This window comes from Methanocella sp. (assembly GCF_035506375.1).
Lineage (GTDB): Archaea > Halobacteriota > Methanocellia > Methanocellales > Methanocellaceae > Methanocella.
The window spans coordinates 1-25964 of sequence record NZ_DATJPM010000074.1 but is presented as its reverse complement, the minus strand read 5'-3'; the positions used below and the strand labels follow the sequence as shown (position 1 = coordinate 25964).

23 protein-coding genes are annotated in these 25964 nt (G+C 58.6%); 14 read left to right on the top strand and 9 right to left on the bottom strand.

The features are described from left to right. Positions 1-96: 96 nt before the first annotated feature. From VMC84_RS09755 to VMC84_RS09730, 6 genes are all read left to right on the top strand, one after another. Positions 97-2031, top strand: a complete 1935-nt coding sequence (locus tag VMC84_RS09755; protein WP_325380085.1) for a PAS domain S-box protein — start codon at positions 97-99, stop codon at positions 2029-2031. Between the two features lie 501 nt (positions 2032-2532). Continuing rightward, positions 2533-4734, top strand: a complete 2202-nt coding sequence (locus VMC84_RS09750) for an ATP-dependent DNA helicase (RefSeq protein WP_325380083.1) — start codon at positions 2533-2535, stop codon at positions 4732-4734. A 69-nt stretch (positions 4735-4803) separates the two neighbouring features. Beyond that, positions 4804-4950, top strand: a complete 147-nt coding sequence (locus VMC84_RS09745) for a hypothetical protein (protein WP_325380081.1) — start codon at positions 4804-4806, stop codon at positions 4948-4950. Next, on the top strand, positions 4943-5269 hold the full coding sequence (locus VMC84_RS09740; RefSeq protein WP_325380079.1) for a transcriptional regulator: 327 nt from the start codon (positions 4943-4945) through the stop codon (positions 5267-5269). Before VMC84_RS09745 ends, VMC84_RS09740 begins: the two co-directional genes overlap by 8 nt. Positions 5270-5303: 34 nt before the next feature. Then, positions 5304-5819: a KEOPS complex subunit Cgi121 gene (gene cgi121, locus VMC84_RS09735; RefSeq protein WP_325380077.1), complete on the top strand. Its 516-nt coding sequence runs from the start codon at positions 5304-5306 to the stop codon at positions 5817-5819. Positions 5820-5830: 11 nt separating this feature from the next. Next, positions 5831-6103, top strand: coding sequence for a helix-hairpin-helix domain-containing protein (locus VMC84_RS09730; RefSeq protein ID WP_325380075.1), 273 nt, complete (start codon positions 5831-5833; stop codon positions 6101-6103). 2 nt (positions 6104-6105) lie between these two features. On the opposite strand, the gene VMC84_RS09725 is transcribed toward VMC84_RS09730, so the two are convergent. Next, positions 6106-6573, bottom strand: coding sequence for a GyrI-like domain-containing protein (locus VMC84_RS09725; RefSeq protein ID WP_325380073.1), 468 nt, complete (start codon positions 6571-6573; stop codon positions 6106-6108). 62 nt (positions 6574-6635) lie between these two features. Continuing rightward, positions 6636-7394 carry a formate dehydrogenase accessory sulfurtransferase FdhD gene (gene fdhD / locus VMC84_RS09720; RefSeq protein WP_325380071.1) on the bottom strand — a complete coding sequence of 253 codons (759 nt, stop codon included), beginning with the start codon at positions 7392-7394 and terminating at the stop codon, positions 6636-6638. Between the two features lie 48 nt (positions 7395-7442). On the opposite strand from fdhD, the gene VMC84_RS09715 reads away from it, so the two are divergent. Further along, entirely contained in the window at positions 7443-7850 is a 408-nt protein-coding gene (locus tag VMC84_RS09715; RefSeq protein WP_325380069.1) for a Tfx family DNA-binding protein, read from the top strand. A 20-nt stretch (positions 7851-7870) separates the two neighbouring features. Next, positions 7871-8872 (top strand): DUF1786 domain-containing protein, encoded by a 1002-nt coding sequence (locus tag VMC84_RS09710; RefSeq protein ID WP_325380067.1) that lies wholly within the window; start codon positions 7871-7873, stop codon positions 8870-8872. A gap of 2 nt (positions 8873-8874) precedes the next feature. Here VMC84_RS09710 and VMC84_RS09705 read toward each other — a convergent pair whose 3' ends face one another. The 6 genes from VMC84_RS09705 to VMC84_RS09680 form a co-directional block, all read right to left on the bottom strand. After that, complete coding sequence (locus tag VMC84_RS09705; RefSeq protein ID WP_325380065.1) at positions 8875-10074, bottom strand: MFS transporter; 1200 nt, start codon at positions 10072-10074, stop codon at positions 8875-8877. Positions 10075-10140: 66 nt separating this feature from the next. Then, entirely contained in the window at positions 10141-10455 is a 315-nt protein-coding gene (locus VMC84_RS09700; RefSeq protein WP_325380063.1) for a YkgJ family cysteine cluster protein, read from the bottom strand. Between the two features lie 44 nt (positions 10456-10499). Beyond that, the gene (locus VMC84_RS09695; RefSeq protein ID WP_325380061.1) at positions 10500-12416 is read right to left on the bottom strand and encodes a molybdopterin biosynthesis protein; all 1917 of its coding nucleotides are present in this window, start codon (positions 12414-12416) and stop codon (positions 10500-10502) included. Beyond that, the gene (gene glp / locus VMC84_RS09690) at positions 12409-13617 is read right to left on the bottom strand and encodes a gephyrin-like molybdotransferase Glp (RefSeq protein WP_325380059.1); all 1209 of its coding nucleotides are present in this window, start codon (positions 13615-13617) and stop codon (positions 12409-12411) included. Before glp ends, VMC84_RS09695 begins: the two co-directional genes overlap by 8 nt. Positions 13618-13721: 104 nt before the next feature. Continuing rightward, positions 13722-14471 carry a hypothetical protein gene (locus tag VMC84_RS09685; RefSeq protein WP_325380057.1) on the bottom strand — a complete coding sequence of 250 codons (750 nt, stop codon included), beginning with the start codon at positions 14469-14471 and terminating at the stop codon, positions 13722-13724. Positions 14472-14563: 92 nt separating this feature from the next. Then, a complete protein-coding gene (locus VMC84_RS09680) occupies positions 14564-17491 on the bottom strand; it encodes a S8 family serine peptidase (protein WP_325380055.1) in 2928 nt (975 codons plus the stop codon). 228 nt (positions 17492-17719) lie between these two features. Between VMC84_RS09680 and VMC84_RS09675 the strand changes: the two genes are divergently transcribed. The 3 genes from VMC84_RS09675 (at position 17720) to VMC84_RS09665 (ending at position 19571) form a co-directional block, all read left to right on the top strand. Next, on the top strand, positions 17720-17878 hold the full coding sequence (locus VMC84_RS09675; protein WP_325380053.1) for a hypothetical protein: 159 nt from the start codon (positions 17720-17722) through the stop codon (positions 17876-17878). A gap of 287 nt (positions 17879-18165) precedes the next feature. Then, a complete protein-coding gene (locus VMC84_RS09670) occupies positions 18166-18858 on the top strand; it encodes an ABC transporter permease (protein WP_325380052.1) in 693 nt (230 codons plus the stop codon). After that, positions 18855-19571 carry a phosphate ABC transporter ATP-binding protein gene (locus tag VMC84_RS09665; RefSeq protein WP_325380050.1) on the top strand — a complete coding sequence of 239 codons (717 nt, stop codon included), beginning with the start codon at positions 18855-18857 and terminating at the stop codon, positions 19569-19571. The genes VMC84_RS09670 and VMC84_RS09665 overlap by 4 nt, the downstream gene beginning before the upstream one ends. Here VMC84_RS09665 and VMC84_RS09660 read toward each other — a convergent pair. Continuing rightward, complete coding sequence (locus VMC84_RS09660) at positions 19568-20308, bottom strand: peptidase M54 (RefSeq protein ID WP_325380048.1); 741 nt, start codon at positions 20306-20308, stop codon at positions 19568-19570. The two genes, VMC84_RS09665 and VMC84_RS09660, sit on opposite strands and share 4 nt — an antisense overlap. Positions 20309-20396: 88 nt before the next feature. Here VMC84_RS09660 and VMC84_RS09655 point away from each other — a divergent pair, with 88 nt between their 5' ends. The 3 genes from VMC84_RS09655 (at position 20397) to VMC84_RS09645 (ending at position 25448) form a co-directional block, all read left to right on the top strand. Beyond that, on the top strand, positions 20397-22862 hold the full coding sequence (locus VMC84_RS09655) for a cation-transporting P-type ATPase (RefSeq protein ID WP_325380046.1): 2466 nt from the start codon (positions 20397-20399) through the stop codon (positions 22860-22862). A 270-nt stretch (positions 22863-23132) separates the two neighbouring features. After that, positions 23133-24662: a 2-isopropylmalate synthase gene (locus VMC84_RS09650; protein ID WP_349256766.1), complete on the top strand. Its 1530-nt coding sequence runs from the start codon at positions 23133-23135 to the stop codon at positions 24660-24662. Between the two features lie 219 nt (positions 24663-24881). Next, entirely contained in the window at positions 24882-25448 is a 567-nt protein-coding gene (locus tag VMC84_RS09645; RefSeq protein ID WP_325380044.1) for a TIGR00288 family NYN domain-containing protein, read from the top strand. Positions 25449-25964 lie beyond the last annotated feature (516 nt).

The following is a 25964-nucleotide window of genomic DNA, read 5'->3' as shown; positions in this document are numbered from 1 at the left end:
GCGGAGGTATTGTGTATAGCCTTGCATATTCATTAAAGCCCCTCGCAAGCAGTGATTTTTCCAGACAGTTACCGGTGGCCATGGGAGGCGCCCGTCATGGTCGGCCTTGTGCCCGATAACAGGGATAACTTTTATGACAGGCTCCACGGCTCGATGATCCTGCCGTCCAGCGTCGTCGAGTTCTACCCGGACCCTACGATGGTCATCGACAACGAGGGCCACGTCGTGGCCTGGAATAAGGCGATGGAGAAGATGACGGGCGTGGCGGCCGAAGACATGCTCGGCAAGGGTAACTACGAGTACGCCATACATTTCTACGGGGAGCGCAAGCCGATGCTTATGGACCTCATCGGGCAGCCGGTCAAGGTGGTCGAGAGCAGTTACACGAACGTCGTCGCGCAGGAGGACAAGCTCGAGGCGCTGACGATAAAGGCCCGGGTCAGGGGCCGGGACGTCGTGCTCTGGGGGTCGGCCGCCCGGCTGTACGGCCTCAACGGTAAGGTGGTCGGCGCCATCGAGTCCATCCGGGACATTACCTCGCAGGTCATGGTCGAAAAAAAGCTGATGGAGTCCGAGGAGAAATACCGGGCGATCACCACTTCGACGAACGACGGCATCATCACGCTGAACAGGAAGGGGATCGTCGACTACGTTAATCCCAGCGGGCAGAAAATCATGCGCCGGTCACAGGACGATATCATCGGCCACCACTTCACGGATTTTGTCGCGGCCGGCTATAGGGACCGGGCTGTCCGTGCATTCAGCAAGGGGATGTCGGGAACGTCGGTCCGCCCCTTCTCGATAGAGATCGTCGACGGAGAAGGCGGGCGGGTGCCCGTCGAGCTCAGCGGCAGCGCGCTGATGGAGGGAGGCGAGAAAAGAGGGGCCATCGTGTCTTTCCGGGACGTGAGAGAGCTCTGGAAGGCGAGGGAGGAGCTGGAGCGCCGCGTCGAGGAAAGGACGCAGGAGCTGGCGCATAGCGAGGAGAAGTTCCGGGTGCTTGCCGAGACCACGTCCTCTGCCATTTTCATATACCAGAACAGGCGGTTCATCTACGTGAACCCGGCTATGTGCCACATCACCGGCTACTCGAAGGAAGAGCTGTTTGCTATGGACTTCTTGGGATGGATACACCCCGATTTTCAGGAAACCGTCAGGAGCTATGGCCATGCCCGGCGCCTCGGCCGCCCGGCTCCCAGGAGCTATGAGATCAAGTTCATCACAAAAGGCGGGGAGGAACGCTGGGCGGAATTGACGCCCGGGCTCATCGAGTATCGCGGTAAGCCCTCCACCCTCGTCACGGCCGTCGACATCACCGAGCGCAAGCATGCCGAGGAAGAGATGAAGCGCGCCAAGGAGAACGTCGAGATGTACCTGGACCTCATGGGCCACGACATTAACAACATGAACCAGGTCGCGCTCGGATACCTCGAGATGGCCCTGGACACGTTACCCGTGAACGACCCGGTCTCCACTTATTTAAGCCGGTCCTGCGCGATGCTCCTTGAAAGCTCCCGGCTCATCGATAACCTGAGGAAGGTCCAGCAGGCAACGGGGAGGAAGCTGAAACTGGAACCGGTCGATCTCTCCGTCATTTTATCGGAAGTGGTGGCCGAATATATGGTAGTGCCCGGCAGGGACGTCACCATCGAGTATACGGCCGTCACGTGCCTTGTACGGGCCAACCGGCTGTTGAAGGACGTGTTCTCGAATATCGTCAGCAACGCCATCAAGCATTCGACCGGCCCCCTGAAGGTATTCATCGGGATCAGGCCCGTAAAACACAATGGCGCCCGCTGCTGCGAGGTGAGCGTCGAGGATAACGGCCCGGGCATTCCCGATGACCTCAAGGATAGCATCTTTTCTCGCTCAAAGCGCGGCCAGACGAAGGCCCGCGGCAGCGGCCTGGGCCTTTATATCGTGCGGTCGCTCGTGGAGGGATTCAACGGGCGTGTCTGGGTGGAGGACAGGGTGCACGGAGAGCCAGGCAGGGGAAGCCGGTTCATCGTACAGCTTCCCTCCGTAGACTAACCACAGAGGTCACGAAGGCTATTGTTTTCACCACAGTGGGCACTGAGGACTTTTATTTTCACCACAGTGGTCACCGAGAGATAATTCACCACAGTGGTCCACAGAGGCCACAGAGGATTTTATTAATTTTCACCACAGGGGTTCACAGTGGTTTTTTTATAATTGGCCACAGAGGCATCATAGAGTCCACCGAGACAGTCAACGGGCGGGGTCTGCGAGGGGCGAGCCAAAGGCGAGTCCCCTTCAGCATTTAAAAAAATACCTCTGTGGCCTCTGTGAACCACTGTAGTGAAAATAAAACCTCTGTGACCACTGTGAACCCCTGTGGTGAAAATTAATAATATCCTCTGTGGCCTCTGTGAACCCCTGTGGTGAATTATTTCTCAGTGCCCACTGTGGTGAAAATAATAAGCCATCGTGTCCCCTGTGGTAACATTCATGACTAGTACTTTCGGGGTGCGAGGGAAAAGATGATTTAAGATGGGGGCATCCATTGCGCTAATGAAAATAGCCGAGCTCGACCTGCCCGCCAGCATCAAGGACTTTTACGAGGCTTCCGGCATCAAGGAGCTCTACCCGCCCCAGGCCGAGGCCGTGAAAAAGGGCTTCCTGGATGGGAAGAGCCTTTTAGCCGCCATACCCACGGCCAGCGGAAAAACGCTTTTAGCAGAGATGGCCATGCTCAAGTCCATCGCCGCCGGGGGCAAAGCCCTCTACATCGTGCCGCTGAAGGCGCTGGCATCGGAGAAGTTCGAGCGCTTCCGGCAGTTCGAAAGTCTCGGCGTGAGAGCCGGGATCTCCACGGGCGACTACGACTCGAAGGACGAGTGGCTCAAGGACCGGGACATTATCGTGGCCACCTCCGAGAAGACCGACTCGCTGCTCCGGAACGGCGCCCCGTGGCTGTCGAGCCTCACCGTGGTCGTGGCCGACGAGGTGCACCTGATTGATTCGGCGAACAGGGGGCCGACTCTCGAGGTAACGCTGGCCAAGCTCAGGCGGCTCAACCCGGCGCTCCAGGTCATCGCATTATCGGCGACCATAGGCAATGCGAAAGAATTAGCCGACTGGATGGGGGCGAAGCTCGTCGTCAGCGACTGGAGGCCGACCGAGCTGAAGGAAGGCGTGTTCTTCGGCCGGGCCATCACTTTTTCCAGCGAGAAGCGGGTCATCAAGACGCCAGGCCCGGACGACGTGCTGGCGCTTGTCGCCGATACATTAGCTGAAGGCGGCCAGTGCATCGTGTTCGCCAACACGCGGAAGAGCAGCGAGAGCATCGCCCAGAAGCTCGCCAGGAGCCTGTCTAAGCAGGAGTCAGAAGAGGAAAAAGCGAAATTCATAGATATTAAGCAGCAGGTCATGCGCCACGCGGAGACGGACACCTGCGCGAAGCTCGCCGCCTGCGTGGAGCACGGCATCGCATTCCACCACGCCGGCCTGAAGGGCGAACACCGGCACATCGTCGAGGCCGAGTTCCGGAAGAATAACATCAAGGTCATCGCCTGCACGCCGACCCTCGCGGCGGGCCTGAACCTGCCCGCCCGGCGGGTAATAATCCGCGACTACCGGCGCTTCGACGTGAACTACGGGAACGTGCCCATCCCCGTGCTGGAGTACAAGCAAATGGCGGGAAGGGCGGGCAGGCCGGGGCTGGACCCCTACGGCGAGGCCGTGCTCATCGCCAAGAATTACGACGAGCTGGGCGAGCTGATGGAGAACTACGTGCTCTCGTTACCGGAGCAGATCACCTCCAAGCTGGGCACCGAGCCCGCGATGAGGGCCCACGTGCTGTCGGCTATCGCCACCGATTTTTGCGGTGACGTTATCGGCTTAAACGAGTTCATGGGCACGACGTTCTACGCCCACCAGCGGGGCGACCTGTCCGCGGTCATCGATAACGTGCTCGACTTTTTAGAGGCAGAGCGTATGATAATAAGGACGGCGGACCGGCTCCGGGCGACGGAGCTGGGAAAGCTGACGTCCCGGCTGTATATCGACCCTCTCTCGGCCTCGATCATCGTGCGGGCGCTGGAGGCCTCGAAAAAGAGGCGGGAGCCCTACGGCACGGAGATCGCGCTTTTACAGCTAATATGCTCCACGCCGGACGTGAGGTCGCTTTATTTGCGCCGCTCCGACTACGCATGGATCATAAAATACACCGACGACCACATAACGGACTTCATCACGGACGTCCCGGACGTGGGGGACGATACGGAGTTCGAGTCCTTCCTGTCCAGCGTGAAGACCGCGGCGCTCGTGGACATGTGGGTCAACGAGAAGAACGAGGAAGAGATGACGGCCTTCTACAACATCGGCCCGGGTGATGTTCGTAACTTAATGGAGACCTGCGTCTGGCTGATGCACTCGACGGCCGAGATATCGCACTTACTTAAAGCGCCGCTGACCCGGGAAGCCAGGGAGCTGGCCGTGCGGATAGACTACGGCGTCAGCAGGGAGCTCATGGACTTAATTGAATTAGAGGGCGTGGGCCGCGTCCGTGCCCGCAGGCTCTACGAGGCCGGCTATAAGGACCGGGAGGCATTGAAGAACGTCGCCCTGGAGACGCTGGCCGCCGTGCCCGCCATCGGGGAGAAGGTGGCCGCCCGCATCCTGGCCCGGCTCGGCCGGAAGGACGTCACCGTATCGGCGGAGCCCGACGAGGACCTCCTGGGCCAGAGCACGCTGTTCAGCTTCGGCGAATAGTTTTAAAGTACTTTATATGGTAAAGTATTATATTGTTTAAAGTAGTTATGGCCATATGGAGATGCGCCTATGGCCGAAGACAATTTTATCGACGTACCCCAGAAAATCGGGATAGGACTGATGATCGCCGGAGCGGTTATACTGGTATCCGGGATACTGACGCTCGCGCTTTTCCTGAGCAACAACCCGGCGCCGAAAGAGGGCGCAGATGTATAAAGCGAATGATGGCGGGGAAGCCCCGTCGCACGAGGACATCGACCGGCTGATCCACGAGCCGGCACGGCTCCTGATCATGGCGAGCCTGTACGTCGTTGACCGGGCGGACTTTATCTTCCTGATGCGCCAGACGGGGCTGACCTGGGGAAACCTCTCCGGCCACATGAGCAAGCTGGAGGCGGCGGGCTATATCGAGGTCATCAAGGATTTTATCGATAAAAAGCCCCATACGACGTTACGCCTTACGGAGAAGGGTAAGGACGCCTTTCGGGTCTATCGCAAGAGCATGAAGCAGGTTTTAGACGACCTCCCGCCTTAGGTAAATTTTTATAGGATTCCAGCCGCATGTAGGCATGATGACCGGTCTTCTCATCGTCGGCGGCAAAGTGGACATCAAGGACGTCAAGGCTTTTATCGGGAAGCTGGCGGCGATAGGCAAGGAGTGCGGCGTCACGGTGCAGGCGGTCAACGCCGACTGCATCGCCGGCAGGGCCCACATCGAGTTCGCCGCGGACAGGGCCGTAGAGGCATTTAAAGAAAAACGGAACCTGGCCCGGGACCTGGGCATGGAGATCATGCTGTACCTGCGGGGCCGCCGCCAGATCGAGAAGGCGCTGGAGATCGGTGTCCATCCCGGCAAGAACAACGTGGCGATCATCATCGTGGGCGACGGGCCGGGCTGCGCCGAGGATACGGCGCGGGCGATGCTGGATAAGGTCGACGAGAATGTGGTCGACTATGACCATCGTAAGGACGAGGCGCTCATGCGCCTATACGATATCACGCCCGCCGAGGTGGAGATCGTCGGAAAGGAGCGGATCCCGCTGCTGGTCCGGGAGCGCTCAGCTTTGCTGGAATTCGAAAAGTGAGGGAACTTAAAATGTCTTCATATGAGCCTTCCCGGGAAGAGCTGGAATCCATACCGGGTATCGGTAAGAGCCTGGCCGGGCACCTGAAGAGCCTGGGGTGTAATTGCGTATGCGATCTCAAGGATAAGGACCCCGAAAGATTGTACGAGCAGCTAAATGAGCTCCATGGTAAGAGAACTGACCCCTGCGTGCTCTATGCCTTCCGCTGCGCCACGTATTATGCGAAGGGCGGCCGGGAGCCCGAGCTATTGAAGTGGTGGAACTGGAAAAATAGAAAAAATTAACGCTATTTTTTAACCGGTATCTGGATCTCGGTAAGCAGCTCGTATTCGGAGGAGCCCCAGCAGTCATTCAGGTAGACTTCGCGGGGAACGTCCGCGATGGTGTAGCCATTTTCCCTTACCCAGCGCATCATTTCCTGCCACTTCGCCGGCAGCCCCAAGTATGGGCCTTTATGCAGAGTGCATGCCGCATGGATGCCGGGAAGTGTCTCTATCATGACGCCACAGGATCCCTTAGCATCGCCCCGTATGGGGACGCAGACGCGGTAACGGCAATTATCGGGGCCGACCTCGGAGGGGTCATCGGGCTCCAGGGCGATGCCGGGTATGCCGGTCATCTGGACGTTATTATCCTTGATCCACCCGTTTATTTCCCGAAAGAGCGGCCCCATTTCGTTAAACGGGCCCTTTCCGTCAAGGCATGCAGCCTTGATCGGCCGTATCTCTTTGATCGTTACCTTAAGCCCTGCCATATCGATCACGATGAAGTCGGTTGAAAAGAATAAAATAGTATAGTAAGGGCCTGGCGAAAGTATTAGACGAGGATGCGTTCGGGGCACGAGAACGCCTTCACCTTCTCCTTATCGGCAAAGCAGCACAGCGTCAGGTTCGCCCGGCGCGCGCTGTCGATGCCCGAGCTGACCGGGGCGGCCTTTGATACGACCAGCGGTATGCCTGCCCGGGCGGCCTTCATGACCATGCCCGCGGGCTGGCGGCCCGATGATAAGAGGAACAGCTTCGTGATGTCCAGGCCCTCGAGCGTCGCCGCCCCGACGACCTTGTCGATGGCGTTGTGCCGGCCCACGTCGAGGGCGGTATGCCTTGCCTTGCCGTCAGCGTCCACCACGCACGCCATATGGGCGCCCCGGGTGCGGTCGTGAACATCAGAGTACAGATACTTCAGGCTGTCCAGGATGACGCCGATGGCGAATTTCTGCTCCACCTTCAAGAAGAGGTCTTCGTCCCTGTTCTCCCAGTTAATGCCGATGCACCCGGACGAGCGGAGCTCGTACCAAAGGTCGAAGTGCTCGAAGTTCTTTATCTTCACGTCTACCTTGTTGCCCTTCTGCTCGATGCCCTGAATGTCATCCCGGGAACGCACGGCGCCCTCGGTGATGAGGTAGCCCACGACGAGCTCCTTATGCATCTCGGGCGTGGTCACGATGGAGGAGAGTCGGGTGCCATTCACTAACAGGTCGATGGTCGTCTCCACGATGACGGGGTCCTTCGCGGGCTCGGCTCCGCTCCTCGTAACTTTCAGGGAATCGTAGTCCTTTACAAGAAGGTCGTCCATGTTAGCAGAACCCAAAATTTAAAGTCGATTAAAACATAACATTGCGTGATGGCTAATAAATCATTCCTTACGAAGAGGCAGGTCATGGTGCTGAGGCTTCGGCAGTCCGGCCTCACCCAGGACGAGATCGCCCGGCGCATCAAGACGACCCGGGCCAACGTCAGCCTCATCGAGAAGAGGGCCAGGGAGAACATCGACCGCTCCCGGGAGACCCTCAAGGAGTGGGAAAGCATCGTCTCGCCCGTCCGCATCATCATAAAGAAAGGGACGGACGTCATGAAGATCCCTGAGATCGTGTTCGCCGACGCCGATAAGTCGGGCATCCACGTAAAATCTAACTCGCTCGACCTCATCACCCGCATTAAAAAGGAAAAGGGCTCGTTGATATCCAATCGTACGCTGGAAGAGGACATGGAGGTCGATGTCACCGATACCGGCGAGGTGAGCATCCTCTGACCCGCATTTTCGCGATCGACGTGGGCTCGGGGACGCAGGACATTCTTTTAACGGACGAACGTTTAAACTTTTATGGCAAGCTGGTGATGCCGGCGCCCACGCAGCTCTATGCGGCCGCCGTGCGAAAGGCCCGAAAAGACATTTTTTGCGATGGCTATACTATGGGAGGCGGGGCCATCAGCGGCGCCCTCATACGGCATGAGGAGAAATACAGGGTCATGATGACCCCGGATGCGGCCCGCACCATCCGCGACGACCTGGAGCAGGTCAAAGCGCGGGGCATCGAGGTCGGCACTGAGGGGGACATGAAGAAGCCATACCTGAAGCTTACGCTCCGCGACGTCGACATGGCCTCGTTCAAGGAAGCGTTCACGGGGATGGGATATTCATTCCCCGAAAAGCCCGCCGTGGCCGTGGCCGTGCAGGACCACGGCGTGGCGCCGAAGGGGGTGAGCGACCGGCAGTTCCGGTTCGGGCAGTTCGGCCGCAAGATCAAAAAGGGCGCCACTTTCCGTGACTTCGTATTCACCAAAAAGACGCCTGAGTTTTCCAGGGTAAGCGCCGTCATTCAAAGCCTGAACGACGAGGGCTACGAGGACGTCCTGGTCATGGACACGAAGATCGCCGGGATATTTGGCGGCCTTCACGGGGAGCCCCTGCCGGCGGTCGCCATCGACGTGGGCAACGGCCACACCACGGCCGCCACGGTGGCTGAGGACGGCACCATCGTGGGCGTGTTCGAGACACACACCGCTGACCTGACACCTAAAAAGATGGCGCGCTATGTTCGAAAGCTGGCCGACGGCACGCTCACGAACGGGGAGATATTCGACGAGGGCGGCCACGGTGCCTTTATCAGGGAACCCGTCACGCCGAAGGCCGTTATCGCGACAGGGCCCCGGCGGGATATGGCCCTGAAGATGAAAATGAAGATGCCCGTAAGGCCGGCCTCGCCGCTGGACGACGTGTACATGGCCGGGCCGGTGGGCATGGCCGGGGCATACAAGGCCCTATACCATTAAGATTACTGTGCCTTTACTGGCTCCTCTACTTTCTTTGCCTGGCCGACTTTATTATCCAGCGTGAACGCCATGAGGAACGATATGGCCAGGAAGACGAGGATGCACAGGAACGCGCCCCTCAGGCCGATCCAGTCGCCCAGGAAGCCGATTAAAATTGGGCCGCCGCCGTCGCCGACCTCCTTGAAGGTGCCCGAAATGCCCATGACGGTGCCCATAATGGCCGAAGGGGCCGCGTAGGCCAGGTACGAGTTCGAGACTACCCAGAGGGCCGAAATGCCCAGGCCTGTGAAGATGACCGCCAGGCCCCACACATACGGGTTTGGCACCAGCGCGATCAATAGCAAGCCGATGGCCAGCAGCGCCGAGCCTATCATGATGGGCAGGCGGGAGCCGAACTTATCGGCGACCTTGCCGGAGTAGTACTGGGCCAGCACGTAGATTACCGCCTGTATGCCCAGTATGGTACCGGTCACGCCGGCGCCAATCATATTCTGCGTGCCGTAGACGGGCAGGAACGAGACGATGGCGTAGAAGGCCAGCATGCCGCTCATGCCGATAAAATAGCAGCTGAAAAAGTCGAGCTTGTTGCTCTCCTTCAGCATGATGCCGACGGACTGCTTATTCTTCGGGGGCGTAAAGCTTTCCCGGACCGAGAATAAGCAGAGCACGAGCACGATTGCCGCGGCGATGGCGCATAATAGGAAGGTGTCGAAAAAGTTGAAGTACTGGGTGACTATGCCGCCCAGTATTGGGCCGAGGGCATATCCGGCGCCCTTCATCGAGTTGTACGTGCCCATGGCCTCGCCCTTGCGGTCCGTGAACAGGTCGGCCACCAGGGCCGTCGACGTGGTGGAGAACGCGGCGATTGCGACGCCCTGCATGAACCGGATGATGAATAATAGCAGTGGCGTCTGGAAGAGCGGGAACATCAAAGAGACGATGACGAGGAGCGCCAGGCCGCCCAGCATGAGCTTTAACTTGCCTATGCGGTCCGAGAGAATGCCGAACGGCGTCTTGAGAATGATCTCCGCGATGGCGAGCGAGCCGATGACCAGCCCGATGACGGTCATGCTCGAGCCATAGGAGCCCATGTAGTTGCCGAGGTTCGACGAGATCAGGTGGCCCGTGAACGAGGCCGTGAAGCCCACGAGCGACAATGCGAGTAGCGTGACCCTGTCATTTTTTATCGAAATAAGCGCCATATAATCATCCAGATACCTGGCATAGGTTTGTATTACTATGATAAATATTTTTCCTGTATAGTATGCTTACCAGTTATTTCTCGCCTTCAGCTCCAGTCCCCTGAGGCATAGAAAGTTACGGCACACGATGGGCTTCGTCCCATGGATGGAGCACCGGCCGTCCTTTAAAAAAAAGCAAGAGCGCCCGGGCGATATGACCTCGTAGATCTGCTTTCCTTCGACTATCCGTGGCCGGATGTGCGATAGAATATCCTGCCGGGCTTCGGCCTTCCAGCGCTCCACGTCCCCGGCCGACACCCACAGGAAGCGCGTGCAGCAGCGGTCCGGGTGGCACGCTGCGCACAGGTCCTCGATCGATAACGGCTCCGCTTCCCCTGCCATATTATCTCTAAAAGCGAGAGCGTTTATATATAGCCTTTACGGCTTCAAGGGCGGGGCCGGTATCCCAGCTTTTCAATACTCTTTTTGAACCCGGACGAGCCGATGATATCGAGGAACGCCTTAACCGCCGGCTTGTCCATGCGGCTTCTCTGCACGGCGAAATCGTATTCCTCGTCCCGGAGAGGTATGAAACCCAGGCCGTTCTGGTCGGCGACCGTTTTGATCCCGAGGCCCACGTCGGCCTTTCCGGTCAGTATGGCCGAGGCCACGGCGCTGTGCGTCTTCGCTTCCACGTCGTAGCCGGGCATAGCGTCGGCCAGCGCCTTAAGCGTCCTATGGCGTTTCTCCGCCAGCCTGGCAAGCTCCAGGTCGAGCAGGGTCCGCGTGCCTGAGCCTTTCGTCCTATTAATGAAACGCTTTCCGGCCAGGTCCGGGACGCCTTTTATATTCAGCGGGTTACCCTTCGCCACGATGAGCCCCTGCTCCCGGATGTAGCCCTTCACCAGAAGGACCCCGGGAATGTCCCGGACGAAGGACTCGTTGTACGTGCCCGCCTCGTCCAGGAGGTGGATGCCGGCGACGTCCGCGATGCCCTTGCGCAGGGCTCGCAGGCCTCCCGCGGAGCCGACGTTGACAGAGCGGACCGTGAAGCCCCGGGCGGCCATCATGCGGGCGACGACGTCTATTCCCAGGCAGTGGCTGCCGATTATTAAGAGATCGGGGAATGTGACCTCGTCGGAGAACAGGCGCACTTTAACCTGCTCGCCCTCTTCGAGCACGTGCACGTCCTCGCCGATCTCGACGTAGCCGTCCGCGTCCAGCAGGCCCGTCACGGCGCCGGAGCCCTTTTCGATCGGGTAGGCGGCCAGCCCGCCGGGCATCCTCAGCAGTCCCACGGGCTGGAGCACCTCCCGGCCGCCTTCGGCCGTAACTCTCAACGCCATCCGGGCGGGCACTTCTTTAATTGTCCGGCCCTTACGGCCGCTGTTATGCCGTATGAGGGGGGCGACGACCTCGTTGAAGATCGTCAGGGCCGACGAGGGATAACCCGGGAGGCCGATGAAGGGCTTGCCCTCGGCCTCGCCTATGATGGTGGGCTTGCCCGGCTTTATTTTAATGCCGTGGACGAGGACCCGGCCCACCGAGCCCACGGTGGAGAACATCATATCGGAGGCCCCGGCCGATGTGCTCCCCGACGTCAGGACTATGTCCGCCTTCATGACGGCGTCCAGCACGCCTTTCATGAACGCCTCGGGCGTGTCCCGGATGATGCCTGAATATAAAGGCACGCCGCCGCTCTCCTCCACGCCGGCGCCGATGGCGTAGGCGTTGACGTCGAAGATCTGGCCTGGCTCGAGATGCGTGCCGGGAGGAGAGAGCTCATTGCCCGTAGACAGGATGGCCACGACGGGCTTTTTGTAGACGGCGACCTTATCCAGCCCTACGGCTGCCAGGACACTCACTTCTCGGGACGTGAGCGTCGTCCCTTCCCGAAGTACCAGCTCTCCCATCATCACGTCGGCCCCGGTATGCATGACGTTCTCGCCGGGCGTGACGGGCTTTCGGACGTTGACCAGGCTATCCTGCGTGTCCGTGTTCTCGACCATGACGACCGCGTTGGCCCCCGCGGGCATGACGGCGCCCGTTGCGATATCGGCGGCCGTGCCCTCTTTTATGACGATGCCTGGCCTGTCACCCGCGTGGACGATGCCAATGAGCCTGAGGGTTTTCGGCGCCTCCTCGTCCGCGCCCCAGGTGTCCGCCGCCTTCACGGCATAGCCGTCCATGGACGCCCTGTCGAACCCCGGCACGTCCACCTTCGAGTACACGTCCTCCGCCAGCACGCGGTCGTAGCATTCGCCCAGCGGCACGCTTTCCACGGTATGCCGGTAGAACGGCTCCAGCGCTTTGCGTGCGTCCTCCAGCGACACTAAGGTCCTGAACTCTTTTCTGCTACTCAAGGAACGCCACCTCAACTTCCTCGCCGGCCTCGCGGCCTTCGGTATCCTCGGGCGTGACCACGTAGCCGTCCGCGTGCGAGATCGAGCTTAATATGCCGGCGCCTTTTGTCCTCATGGGCGTGGCCCTGCCATCCTCGATGGACACCCGCGTGTACGTGCGGTATCCGGCCTCCGAAAAAATCTTACGGGTCAGCACGGCCTTCTGAGTCCTGTAGGCTGGCGGGGGGAGGTGGCCGAGCCTCTTCACCGCCGGATCGACGAAGACCATAGAGTCGACGGCGCAGGCGGCCGGATAGCCGGGCAGGCAGACGATGGGCGTTTTTTTATCGTTCATGCGAACGAGGCCCAGCGCCACGGGCTTCCCCGGCTTGATGGCCACGCCGTGCACCAGCACCTCGCCCGAGGCCCCGAGCACTTCGGCGATGAGGTCGCGTCTGCCAACGGAGCTGCCGCCGGTGGTCACGATAAGGTCGTAGGCAGCGCCTTCCCGCAGGGCCGCCGAGAGCTCGTCTTTTTTATCGGACACGATGGAGTGCACTGTCGGGATGCCCCCGAAACGCTTCACGTAGAGGTAGTTCATCACGCCGTTGCTCTCGTTCATCTGCCCGGCGACCGGCTCCTCGCCCCTGGGCACGATCTCCTCGCCGGTCGGTATGATGAGCACGCGGGGCTTCGCGTAGACCGATACTTCCGTAAAGCCCATGGAGGCCAGGAGGCCCACATCGGAAGGCTTGAGCTGCCTGCCTTCCGGGAAGACGACGTCGCCCTTCCGGACGTCCTCGCCCCGGCGGCCGACGTTCTGTCCCGGGGATACCTGGGCGAGCGCCTCGATGCTGTCGCCCACCGCCTCGACGTACTCGAGCATGATAACGGCGTCCGCTCCCTCCGGCATGGGGCTTCCCGTGTGCACCTGCCTGCACTCGCCGCTCTCGATGGCGTCCTTTGTCGTGAGCCTGAGCATGGCCCCCGCGTCCTTGCCGCTCCCGAACGTGTCCGCCGCAATAACGGCGTAGCCGTCCATGGCGCTCCTGTCATAATGGGGGACGTCCCGGGGCGCCTTAATGTCCGAAGCGAGCACGCGCTCGCCCGCGTCCTCCAGGGGCAGGATCTCGACCCTCGATAGAGGCGGGAATGAATTTAAAAAGATATTGAGCGCGCCCTCGATGCTCGTTAAGGCGCGAAAGCCGGACTTGAGAGGCATAACATGATGTAAATGAATGTGATAAAAATAAACCTTCTGTTTACTGTTTTCAATTAGCCCATGCGTGAAAAATAAAAATAATGAGGGAAAATGAGCTTTTTTCATTACCGGTGTATGTTCAGCAGGTACAGCGCCGCGGCGCCGACGATCACGCCGACTACGAACAGGACGATGAATATGGGGAAGGCCCACATGCTGTTGCCCGGCAGCGGTGTCGGAGAAGGCGTTACCGTAGGCTCAGGAGTCGGCGTCGGTGTGGGGGTGGGAGTTGCCATCGGAGCCCGGACGACCGTGAACAGGCCCGTATCGCTCGATGGGTTGAACTTAACGGTCGTCTCGTTCCCCGCCACGCTCAGGCTGACTTTCTTGAGCTGATAATTGGAGCCATCGCTCCAGATAATGTAATATGGATCGTCGGGATTAACGCTGGCGTCCGGCACGGTCATTTTAAGTGTATACGCCGGGCTGCTCTTGTAGCCCCAGTCCGAGGGGCTCTTCGTGACGTTAAGCACGCCGAGCACCAGGCCGCTCTCCATGCCCGGGGGCACGGCCGCCGAACTGGCGTTTAAAAAGTCGATGTCGAGCCAGCAGTCGTTGGAAGGCTTGGAGCTCAATTCGCCCTCGATCGTGAGGTCGTAGCTCGCGTTGCCGACGGTGCCGTTCTTCTCGGCCCAGACAAGGACACTGTTGAAGTTTTTGCCATTGAGGTATCCGATGACGGTGCCGTCGCTGGATTTTAGAGGCGTCGTGTAGGTCGCAAAGACTGGGGGGTTATAGCTGCCGCCGCCACCGCTACTACCGCCGCCGAATTGGTCAGTCGGTGGTGGAGGGGGAAGAGATGTATCATCTGCCATAGCCATAAATGATGTTATTCCAAATAACCATGCAAATAGAGTAAAAACAATTAAGAGCTTAATCATTTTTTTATCCATTTTACTCCTCCTGATCAGAGATGCACCCAATAGCCCTTTCCTGGGTCAAGGCTATCCAGATGCGCATATTTCGGGCTATATCCCCGCGTAGCACTATAATAGTACCATTGGCCATTACTGTAATACCACATATCCTTATTACCAGAATAGACTGTTGTGGCGTTCGTCGAGTCCAGGCCTTTCACGCCGAACATGGTCCAGCCGCTGCCTGCCGCGGATACGCCGCTGACCTCGTTTAAGCCGATGATGGTGAATGTTGTATTATTCGATAGTTTTACCCAGTAGCCCTGTCCGGGTGTAACATTCGTAAGGTGAGCATATTTCGGGCTATATCCTCTTGTTCCGGAATAATAGACCCAGTTTCCATTGCTATAATACCACATATCCGTGAGGTTTGCCCTAACATCCGCGGGGAAGAAAGCATCCACGCTATCATTTTGTAAGAATAGGGGCACGGATATCATGTTCCAACCCTTTGTGAGGTTGTAAGTGTAAGATTGACAGTCCAAATAAACCATTATGCTGGCGTTTACGCTGGCATTGTCCGCGCTGTACGCCCAGATCGTCGAGCTGTTGCCGCTGTACGACGGACCCACCCACCCATACTGGACGCTGGCCTCGCCAAGGTTATTTTGTGTAAGGTTATTCAGCGAAACTTCATTGCCTGCGCTCCCCAGGCTGCCGTTACCCTGGACCCACTGGAAACCGCCTTTCATGAAGCTATTGTTCGTGGCGTTTCCGACGGTGAAGTTAATATTGTAGCCATCGGCGACCGGATAGCCCAATGCGTCATACATATACGCGGTTATCGTGATGTTGTCCGAGCTGTTCGCGGCCACATATTGTCTTTCGGCGACCAGGTCGATCCTCGCGGGCTTGGTGAATATGACCACGGAGGTCGTAACAACTCCACTCTGGTTCGCGTCGACGCCGAACGCGCCAGAATATCCTTCGCCATAGGGGCTCTTATTTGCATAGATCTTGTACATGTTCATGCCATTGATGCAGTCCTGGCCTGCCTGGCCATGGGGACCCTGGCCAAGTACCGAGCTGTACGTAGCGTTAATGCAGGTTAAATTGTAGTTCCCGTAGGCGTCGGATATTGTATGATTATATTCCTGGCTAGCATTCGATGCATTTACGAGCGCAATATATGCTCCTGCTATACCGGCCGATCCGTTTACCGATAGCGTCACCCTGCCCGCTGCTATCCCGGTCAAGCCCAGGTCCGACCATACGGTTTCTGGTCCATATCCTGTAACATTCGCAGGCGGAGCATAGAGGACAACTGCCGTCGTTGTAGCGCCGCTCTGGTTCGTGTCGATGCCAAAAGAGACAGAATAGCCTTGACCATAAGGGCTCTTATTAGCATATATCTTGTACATGTTGTTCCCTAGCTGATAGTCCTGGCCCGTCTGGCCGTTCGGGCCCTCCTGGAGATTAGAGCTATAAGTGGCATTCACGCCCGTGAAATTGTAATAACCATAAGCATCCGTAACGGTATGGTTATACTCCTGGCTGACGTTCAAAGCGTTTACGAGGGCGACATAAGCTCCCGCAATGCCTGCTGTTAAATTCGCCGAGGAAGTCACCCTGCCAGTGACAGAGCCGTTCTTACCCATGTCGGACCAGACCGTTCTAGGCCCATAAGTGTATGTCATTGCTGTATTCGCTATCGTGGCATTATCGACCGCGTACTTTGCCTGAACCCGGCCCCAGCCATAAATATAATTCGGCACGCTGCCGCCCAGAGGCTTTGCCGTCGTCTCGAGGATCGACTTAACCTGCGCCGGCGTCAGGCTGCTGTTGCGCTGGAGCATGAGCGCCACGACCCCGGACGTCATCGGGGTGGCCATGCTAGTGCCGCTCATTTGTATATAATATTGCGTTCCCATACCCGTATTAGTGCCGCTGGCCCTGGCTGACCATATATTTACGCCGACGTTCGTGACATCGGGCTTGACGCTGCCATCCAGGTTTGGCCCCCGTGAGCTGAACGAGGCGATGACATCGCTTTTATTTACAGCGCCCACGGTGATGGCCGCAGGAGCGTCCCCTGGGCACTTGATCGTATTCGAGGCAGGGCCGCTATTTCCCGCGGCCACGACGACGACCACGCCTTCGGCGGTTACTTTCGCGACTTCATCGTCCATTGCCTGGGAATGGTTTCCGCCTAAGGACAGGGAGATGACCTGTGCCCCGCTGGCAACGGCCCATTCCATGCCCGATATGATCCAGGAGTTATAACCACTGCCATTATCGTCCAGTACTTTTCCCTCGATCAGGCTGGCATCGGGGGCCACCCCCCTGTATATACCCTTAGACGCGTTGCCCGTACCCGCAATTATACCGGATACGTGAGTACCATGGCCATGCCCGTCATGGGGAGTCGTATAATTCCCGCCTGTAAAGTCCCTCCAGGCGATAACCTTCGTGCCGTTCAGGTCCGGGTGCGTCGCGTCCACACCTGTATCGAGGACGGCGACCTTAACGCCGAGGCCCGTATAGCCTTCGGACCAGGCCTGGTCCGCGCCGATCTGGGGCACGGCTTCATCGAGCAACGCATAGACGGGCTGGTCCTTTTCGACGTATTTGACATTGGGGAGCGACTTTAAAAGGTCAGCCCTGTCCTCGGGTATCGAGACCTCCATGCCGTTGATGATGCTGTAGCGGCATTCCACGCGCCCGCCGTACGATGCAATCATGCTGGTGGCGCTCTGCACTGAGGCGCTCTGCGCCGCCATTGTCTTATACTGCAGCGTATCGTTAAAGACCACGATGTAAGTGGAGACGCTGGAATTAGAAATACCCGGGGACATATCCCCCGCGTTAACTGGCGCCGAGGCTACCAGTAATATGATAACGACTAAAATCGAAAGCGCGGAGCGCCGTAACAGCGCGCCTGCCCCTCGGCCATTGGCCTTGCCTGTCTCGCCCTTCATAGTACCCACCGTAGTTTTTCGGCCGACAAGCCCGATATGGTCCCCACATATAGCGTCAAAAGCCGATATCGTCTATAATTCAAGCAATTATCTTTCGATAAGCTTATAATCTTTTCTTTAGAGAGCGCTGACTCGAAAATATATTGCCGGGCGGCCGGCTTAAGGGAACAAAATTTGCGAAAGGTGATGTTTATATCTCCGGCGCCCTATATGCACGTAGGTGAAATAATGAAAGCAGAGCTAGTCGTCGATGGGAAAAAGGTCCCCCTCAACAAGTTCGTACAGGAGTTCCTCTCGGGAGCCGTGTCGGGGATGGTAGAGACCCTGGACAGCGTCGAAACCCCCTGGAAGCACATCGAGCTCAAAATTGAGCAGGATACTAAGTAATTTTCTTATTTTTCTTTTTTGGTAATGTCTATATGCATCTTGTTAACTAAATTAAGTTACGAAAAGTATATTTATCAAGCATTATTATTTACATTTCGTGGGGCTTCATTCAAGCAAAGTCTCCTATCCGCTAACCCGCCTGCGCCCGGCACGGTAGCCACAGCCTAAAGCCCCCTCAATGTCGGCGCAGGCGCCTGGATAAAACGCACCAGAGTCCATAGACGCAACCTCGCCCGCCATTTATTTAGCGGCGGGCGCATATTTATTTTGCAGGCGGAGTGTCGAAGTTGGGATATATCATCGATGGCATCATCCAGGCAGCCGTTCTAATCACCAGCCTCAACCCGGAGATCATGGACATCGCATCCCTTTCTCTCCAGGTATCCGGGACGTCCACCATCATCGCTTCGCTCGTGGGCATACCGCTCGGAGCGCTCATAACCCTGAACGAGTTTCCCCTCAAGAGGCTTCTAAAGAACCTCATCTTCACGCTCATGGGCCTTCCCCCGGTCGTGGCGGGCCTGTTCGTCTTCCTGATCCTGTCCCGGTCGGGGCCGCTGGGGTCGTTCGGCCTGCTATTCACGCCTACCGCCATGGTCATCGCCCAGGTCATACTGATTCTGCCCATTATCACTGGCCTGACCATCACGGCCACGAAGGCCGTGGACCCGTCGGTCATCGATACGGCCATATCGCTGGGCGCCGACCGGATGCATACGGCCGTCATCACGCTGGGCGAGGCTCGGCAGGCGATCGTCGTCGCCGTCCTGGCCGGTTTCGGCCGGGCGATAGCGGAAGTCGGCGCCGTCATGATCGTGGGCGGCGATATCCAGTGGAGCACCAGGGTGCTCACCACGTCCATCGTGCTGGAGACCCGGATGGGCGATTTCGGCAAGGCCATCGCCCTGGGTATCATCCTGCTGGCGCTTTCTTTCGTCGTGAACCTGGCAGTGAACCTTATCCAGGGGGAGAAGGCATGATCGCCGCCAGAGGGCTGGGCTGGAGCGTAGACGGCCGGATTATACTGAGGAATATCGACCTGGAGGTCCGCGACGGCGAGACCCTGGCCCTCGTCGGGCCAAGCGGCTCGGGCAAGACGTCCCTCATCCGTATCCTGGGCATGCTCAATACCGATTATGAGGGGCGGGTAACGATCGACGGCAGCGACATCCGCAGCGGCAATATGGCATTGAGGCGGTCCATGGCCATGGTATTCCAGAAGCCCGTCGTGTTCTCCATGAGCGTCTACGAGAACGTCGCGTACGGCCTCCGGCTGAGGCGCGTGCCGAAATATGAGATCGACGCCCGCGTGAAGGAAGTCCTGGCCCTGCTGGACATGTCGGGCAAGGAAAAGGAGTATGCCCGGCACCTCTCGGGCGGAGAGGCGCAGCGCATAGCTTTCGCCAGGGCATACGTGGTCAAGCCAAAGGTCCTCTTTTTAGATGAGCCGACGGCCAACCTGGACCGCCATAACGTGGCGATCATCGAGAAGGCAGTGAAGGACATTAACGACCGCTACGGGACGACGGTGGTCATGGTCACCCACAGCCTGGCCCAGGCGAAGAGGCTGGCCGACAGAATAGGCGTGATGATCGACGGGGAGCTCGTGGAAGTCGGCGGCGTTTCCGACATCCTGGAGAGGCCGTCCGATCCGCGGGCGAAGGCGTTCGTCAGCGGCGACATGGTATTTTAATTGTATGTTATAGCTCGCCTGGCATTATAGAACAGGTCCTGCCTCCGGTCGGCAAGCTCTTTCTGATGGTTAGCACAGAAATCGGTGGGCGGGCCCCCGCCGCTCTCCCACGACTTGTTCTCCAGCATCACGGTGCTCATGACGCAGTTCGGGTCGTCGTCGTGTTCCAGGCCAAATAGATGGCCCGTCTCGTGGATCAGCACGGCCTTTTCCAGCCCCTCCGAGTCTACGTAGTTCTTGAGGATGAAGAAGGAGTCGGCCCGGTAGGAGATGCCCACGACGGTGTCGTTCTCGCCGCCCGTCGCCGCCGGGCCGGTCGCGTTAACGTAAATTATGTAGATCGGTATGGTCCCGCCGGCCCAGCCCATCTGCACCTTACTATAATTTTCCAGGATGCCTTCCCCGATGTCGCCCACGTTGTCCTCGGTGATGGGCCCGTTGACGACGCCCTTTGGCAGGTCGCCATATACAGAGACTTCGACGCGCTTGCCCGTGTATTTCTCAAGCATCTCCCGGAGTCCGGCGAGAGCATTATCGGAAGGCGCCGCGCCCGGCTCATAATGGGCCTCGACGGCGATCGTATCATAGGGCGAGTGCTCGTATAAGTACAAGGGCGCGTAGGCTCCGGTAGTCCCCGACACTTGCATATGCATGTAGAGGGGAAGGCCGACGAGGGCCGCCGCGCAGAAAATGATCAGCGCGGCCGGGACGGGCCAGAGGTCTTTCCAGGAGGCCATTGAATGTGGATTAATCGAGGCCTGCATAAATATCTGGCGCCGTGACAAACATCGGGTAAGGTTTTTACCGGGCCCTTTTATTTTTTTAATGGTGGATGGCGTGGAGGATCAGACTGCCCGGGGCATGTCGGGCTTAACTGAAACGGAGGCCGGGGAGCGCCTGGCGAAGTACGGGCCGAACCGGATAACCAGGCCCGGGGAGGTAAGCTTCCTGGGCATCGTCGCGGAGGAAATTACCGAGCCGATGATACTTTTGCTGCTCTTCGTGGGCGCCGTCTACTCGTTCTGGGGCAAGCTCGAGGACGCCCTCACCATCTTCGTGGTCATCGTCCTGCTGGTGCTGGCCGAGGTGTGGAACGAGTACCGGGCGAAGAAGGCCATCGCCTCGCTGTCGAAGATGGCGGCGCCGAGGACCCGCGTAGTGAGGGAGGGCCGTGTGGGGGAGATAAGGACCGAGGACGTGGTGCCCGGGGACGTGCTGGTTTTAGGCCAGGGCACCCGGGTGGCGGCCGACGCGCGGCTGGCCGTCTCCTACAGTATCCAGGCGGACGAGTCGGCGCTCACCGGCGAGTCCTTCCCCGAGTATAAAAGGGCGGGAGACGGGATATTCGCGGGCACCGTGGTCGTATCGGGCGAGGGCAAGGCGGAAGTGGAGGCGACGGGCAAAAATACCAGGCTCGGCAGGCTATCGGCCACGGCCCGGGCCATAAAACCGCCTAAGACGCCGCTGCAGAAAGCCATGAAATCCCTGGCCGGGAGCCTCGTATTCGTGGCGCTGTTCTTCAGCATCACTATACCGCTGCTGGGCTACCTCCGGGGGCAGCCGCTGCGGGAGATGATCCTGACCGGCCTGGCGCTGGCCTTCGCGGTCATCCCCGAGGAACTGCCCATCATAATCACGATGGTCCTGGGGCTGGGCGCGTACCAGCTCTCGAAGGAGAACTTTCTGGTTAAAAAGCTAAAGGCGGCCGAGGTGCTAGGCGACGCCACGGTCATCCTCACGGATAAGACGGGCACCATCACCGAGAACAGGATGCGCGTGGCGGACGTGTTCCCGGCTGGCAATGCCGTGCTCGGTGCCGCGCTCGACTCCATGACCGATATCTCACTTTCGCCGACGGACCGGGCAATCGCTGAAAAAGCCCATGAGTCGGGGCTCACGGCCCGGGGCGAGGTCTTGCGGGAGCGGAGCTTCGACCCGGAGCTGAAGACACGGGCGCTCCTGCGGCGCATGCCCGGGGGCCTGGAGCTGCTGCTTACCGGGGCGCCCGAGCAAGTCCTAAAAAGCTCATCCGTGCCGCGGCCGGACATCGATAGGGCCATCGCGGACGATGCCTCAAAAGGGCGCCGCGTGGTGGCCGTGGCCAGGAAGACCGTCGCGGAAGCCGATAAAGACAGGCCGTTCCAGGAGCTGGAAAAAGGCATGGACGTCGTGGGCATCGCCGGGATCGAGGACCCTCCGCGCCCCGGCGTTAAGCGGACCATCGAGACGGCGAGCGGGGCGGGGATACGCACCATCATGGTCACCGGGGACCACCCGAAGACCGCCGCCTATATAGCGGGCGAGGTGGGCATACCGGCAGAGCGCGTCGTGACCGGGGCTCAGATGAGCCAGATGCCGGACGACGAGCTGCGCCGGGTCGTCGAGGACGTTTCGGTCTTCGCGAGGACGACGCCCGAGGACAAGTACCGGCTGGTGAAGGCCCTCCGGGCGAACGGCGAGGTCGTGGCGGTCACGGGCGACGGCATCAACGACACGCTGGCGCTGAAGGGGGCCGACATCGGCATATCCATGGGCATCAAGGGCACGGACGTGGCCCGGGAGGCCGCCGACGTGGTGCTCGCCGACGATAACTACGTCACGATCAGCCACGGCATATTCCAGGGGCGGAAGTTCTTCGATAACCTGAAAAAAGGCCTTAAGTACTATTTATCGGTCAAGACTGCCCTGGTACTCGTGTTCTTAGTCCCGGTGCTGCTGAGCCTGCCCATGCCGCTGGCGCCCATCCAGATCATTCTCCTCGAGCTGTTCATGGACCTGGCGGCCTCGGCCGGGTTCGTGGCTGAGCCCGCGGAGCGCTCCATCTACGAGCCGGAGCGAAAAAAGAAATTGTTCGACCGGGGCATGGTCTTGGGCATCGCCCTGTCCGGCCTCAGCCTGTTCGCCGCCGTCTTCGGCGCTTTCTATTATGCGCTGTATCGCGGATACCCCGTGGCGGAAGCGCAAACGTTCGCCTTCGCCGCCTGGATCATCGGGCACATCTTCCTGGCGTTCGTGTCGCGCTCGGCGCGCGAGCCGCTCATATCCCTGGGCCCGCTGACGAACCGGGTGATGGACGCCTGGGCCATCGCCGCGTTCGCCTTCCTCTGCGCCGTCGTCTTCACGCCTCTGGGCACGCTCATCAAGGCCACGGGCCTCTCGCCCTCGCAGGTGCTGCTCATCGCCGCGTTCGCCTTCGTCGCCATCTTCTGGCAGGAGGCGGTGAAGATACTGAAGTACGGGCCTGCCCGGGCCCCGGTGAAAAAGACGGCTCCCGCGTACGATAAGCAATGAGATAATATCGTGTAGGAACCTGGAAATATTAAATTTTAGTAGCAACAGTTTGGGGGGTATATAGCTTGCGACTTCAACACCAAGTTCCTACGTGTAATCTGTTTTACTCGATGGGATATAAATACTTGCTCTTGCGTGACGAGCAATAGTTATGAATATATATCGCCCGATTCAAGGATGGGGCTGAGATACTGATGCTGAGTTCTTTATTCCCATACAAACGTTCTTATACTTGAATGCATACTCCCCTATTGTGATTTCACATGGGGAATCGTTTTTTACACTGTTGAAATACCGGACAGGAATAAGACCATAGACATTTTTGATACTACTCTCCGCGATGGAGAGCAAACGCCCGGCGTGTCTTTCACGCACGAAAAGAAACTTGAGATCGCCCGCCAGCTAGACAGGCTCGGCGTGAATATTATCGAGGCCGGCTTTCCCATATCATCGGCCGGCGAGAAGGATTCCGTAAAGGATATCTCTCACCTTGGCCTGAACTGTGCCGTCTGCGGCCTCGCCCGCGTGATAAGGGCCGATATCGATGCGTGCATCGACGCGGACGTGGGCATGGTCCATACGTTCGTGTCGACTTCGGACATCCAGCGGGAGAATACGATAAAGAAGTCGCGGGAGGAGGTCGTCGCCATGGCCGTCGAGGCCGTCGAGTACGTGAAAAAGCACGGCCTGCCCTGCATGTTCTCCGCCATGGACGCCACGAGGACTGACATGGACTACCTGGTGCAGATCTGCAAGGCAGCCGAGGACGCGGGCGCCGACGTCCTGAACATTCCCGACACCGTGGGCGTGGCATCGCCCGTTACGATGCATAAACTGACAGCTGAAGTTTACCGGAACGTTAAGATCCCTATCGCCGTTCACTGCCACAACGACTTCGGGCTGGCCGTGGCCAACAGCCTGGCGGCGGTGGAGGCGGGCGCGAAGCAGGTGCAGGTCACCATGAACAGCCTGGGCGAGCGGGCGGGGAACGCGGACCTCTCCCAGGTGGTCATGAGCCTGCATTCCATCTATGGCCTGAAGACGAGCGTCAATACGCAGTACCTGGTCGAGACGGCCCGGGTCGTGGAGCGCTTCTCGGGCATACCGATCTCGCCGACACAGCCGGTGGTCGGCGCCAACGCCTTCTCCCACGAGTCGGGCATCCATAGCCACGGCGTCATCACGGAAAGCAAGACCTTCGAGCCGGGCATCATGACGCCGGAGATGGTGGGCCACCAGAGGAGGCTCGTGCTGGGCAAGCACACGGGCAAGCACGCTGTCAGGAAGATCCTCAGCGACTCCGGCCTGGACCCGACCGACCCCGAGCTGGACGCCATCCTGGAGCGCGTGAAGGCGCTCGGGGATAAGGGCAAGAAGGTCACCGACATGGACCTTTACGCGATCACCGAGGCCGTCATGGGCGAGGTGGCGCACACGGAAAAGCGCATCGTGCTCGAGGAGCTGTCCGTGATGACGGGCAACACCGTGACGCCCACGGCGACCGTACGGCTCACGGTGGACGGCAAGCCCCACGTCGGGGCCATGACCGGCGTCGGCCCCGTGGACGCCGCCCTGAAGGCGGTCGAGAGCCTGGTCGACGGCGAGGGCAACCGGATGCGGCTCCGCGAGTTTCGCATAGAGGCCATAACCGGCGGCTCGGACGCTCTTGCGGAGGTCGTGGTAGGCGTCGAGGACGGCAAAGGCCGCATGATCACGGCCCGGGCCGCCCGCGAGGACATCGTCCGCGCCTCGGTGGAGGCGCTCGTCAACGCCATGAACCGGCTCGCCGCGATAAAGTAAGGGGCATACGCCCCTTATTTTATATCAGGAGAAGGTATTTTAACTAACGGATTATAAAGTAACACCATGGCAGTAAAGGATTTATCAATACATCATTATTATAAAAAGTTGCAGCATTCCGATTACTGCCTGGCCAATCCGTGTATAAAATCCGACAGGATTATAACCATGAAGGCGAACTGTAAGTAATTGTATCGCCATATTTATGGAGCTGATATCATGGCACCTATCAAGAATTCGTTATCATCACCTATAAAAAATGCGTTCAAGCTCGATAAGATCCCCTTTTTCAAGGAAAAGAGCAAGGAGCGCCGGAACATCGCCCTCCTGGTCGACGGCCCGAACATGCTCCGCAAGGAGTTCCAGATCGACCTCGAAGTGGTCAGAGATATCCTCAAGCGCTACGGCGACATCAAGGTCGGCAAGGTTTTCCTGAACCAGTACGCGTCCGACAAGCTCGTCGAGGCCATCGAGAACCAGGGCTTTGAGCCGATCATCGGCTCCGGCGACGTGGACGTCCGCCTGGCCGTGGACGCCGTGGAGCTCATCTTCAGCCCGACCATCGACACCATCGCCATCGTTACCCGTGACGCGGACTTCAAGCCCGTCCTGGCGAAGGCCAACGCCCACGGTAAGGAGACCATCGTCTTCGGCGCCGAGCCCGGCCTGTCCATCGCGTTAAAAAATGTTGCCGACTACGTCATCGTGTTCGACGGCACCGAGTGGCACGAGGTCACCAAGGCCCACGACCACGAGATCGAGGCCACAGAGCCCGTGCAGCAATAGGCCCTAAGGCCCTCGAAAAAAAGACCAGGCTGCTCGAAGACTGTTTCAGCCACGAAGCTACTCTAAGCTGGCTCTAAGTTCTCTAAGACTTATTAAAAATCGTTGGTGCGGCCTGGTGTAAACTCCGTGCCGCCTGGTGTAATCCTGGTGTGGTTGAGACAACAGTTGCTCACAAGCGGCACCAGGGTTACACCAGGCCGCACGGAATTTTTATTTAATCACCAATTAGACCAAGTTTACACCAGGCGGCACCAACTTATTTTAAAATAATTGCTGTGTTGAATATGCCCTTTTAAGTCTCGGAGTGTACGAAGGACACTATTTTTCACCACAAAGGCACGAAGAGCACGGAGGCCCACAAAGACTTTTTTATAATTAAGATACAAAGATCACAGAGCAGCTTTTTGAATTTATAATATATAAAGGCACGATGGCAAAAAGTGCTCTTGTTCATTCCACTGTGCCCTTGTATCCTTCGTGCCCTGATCGCCGATGAACCGGCTTTGTGTACTTTGT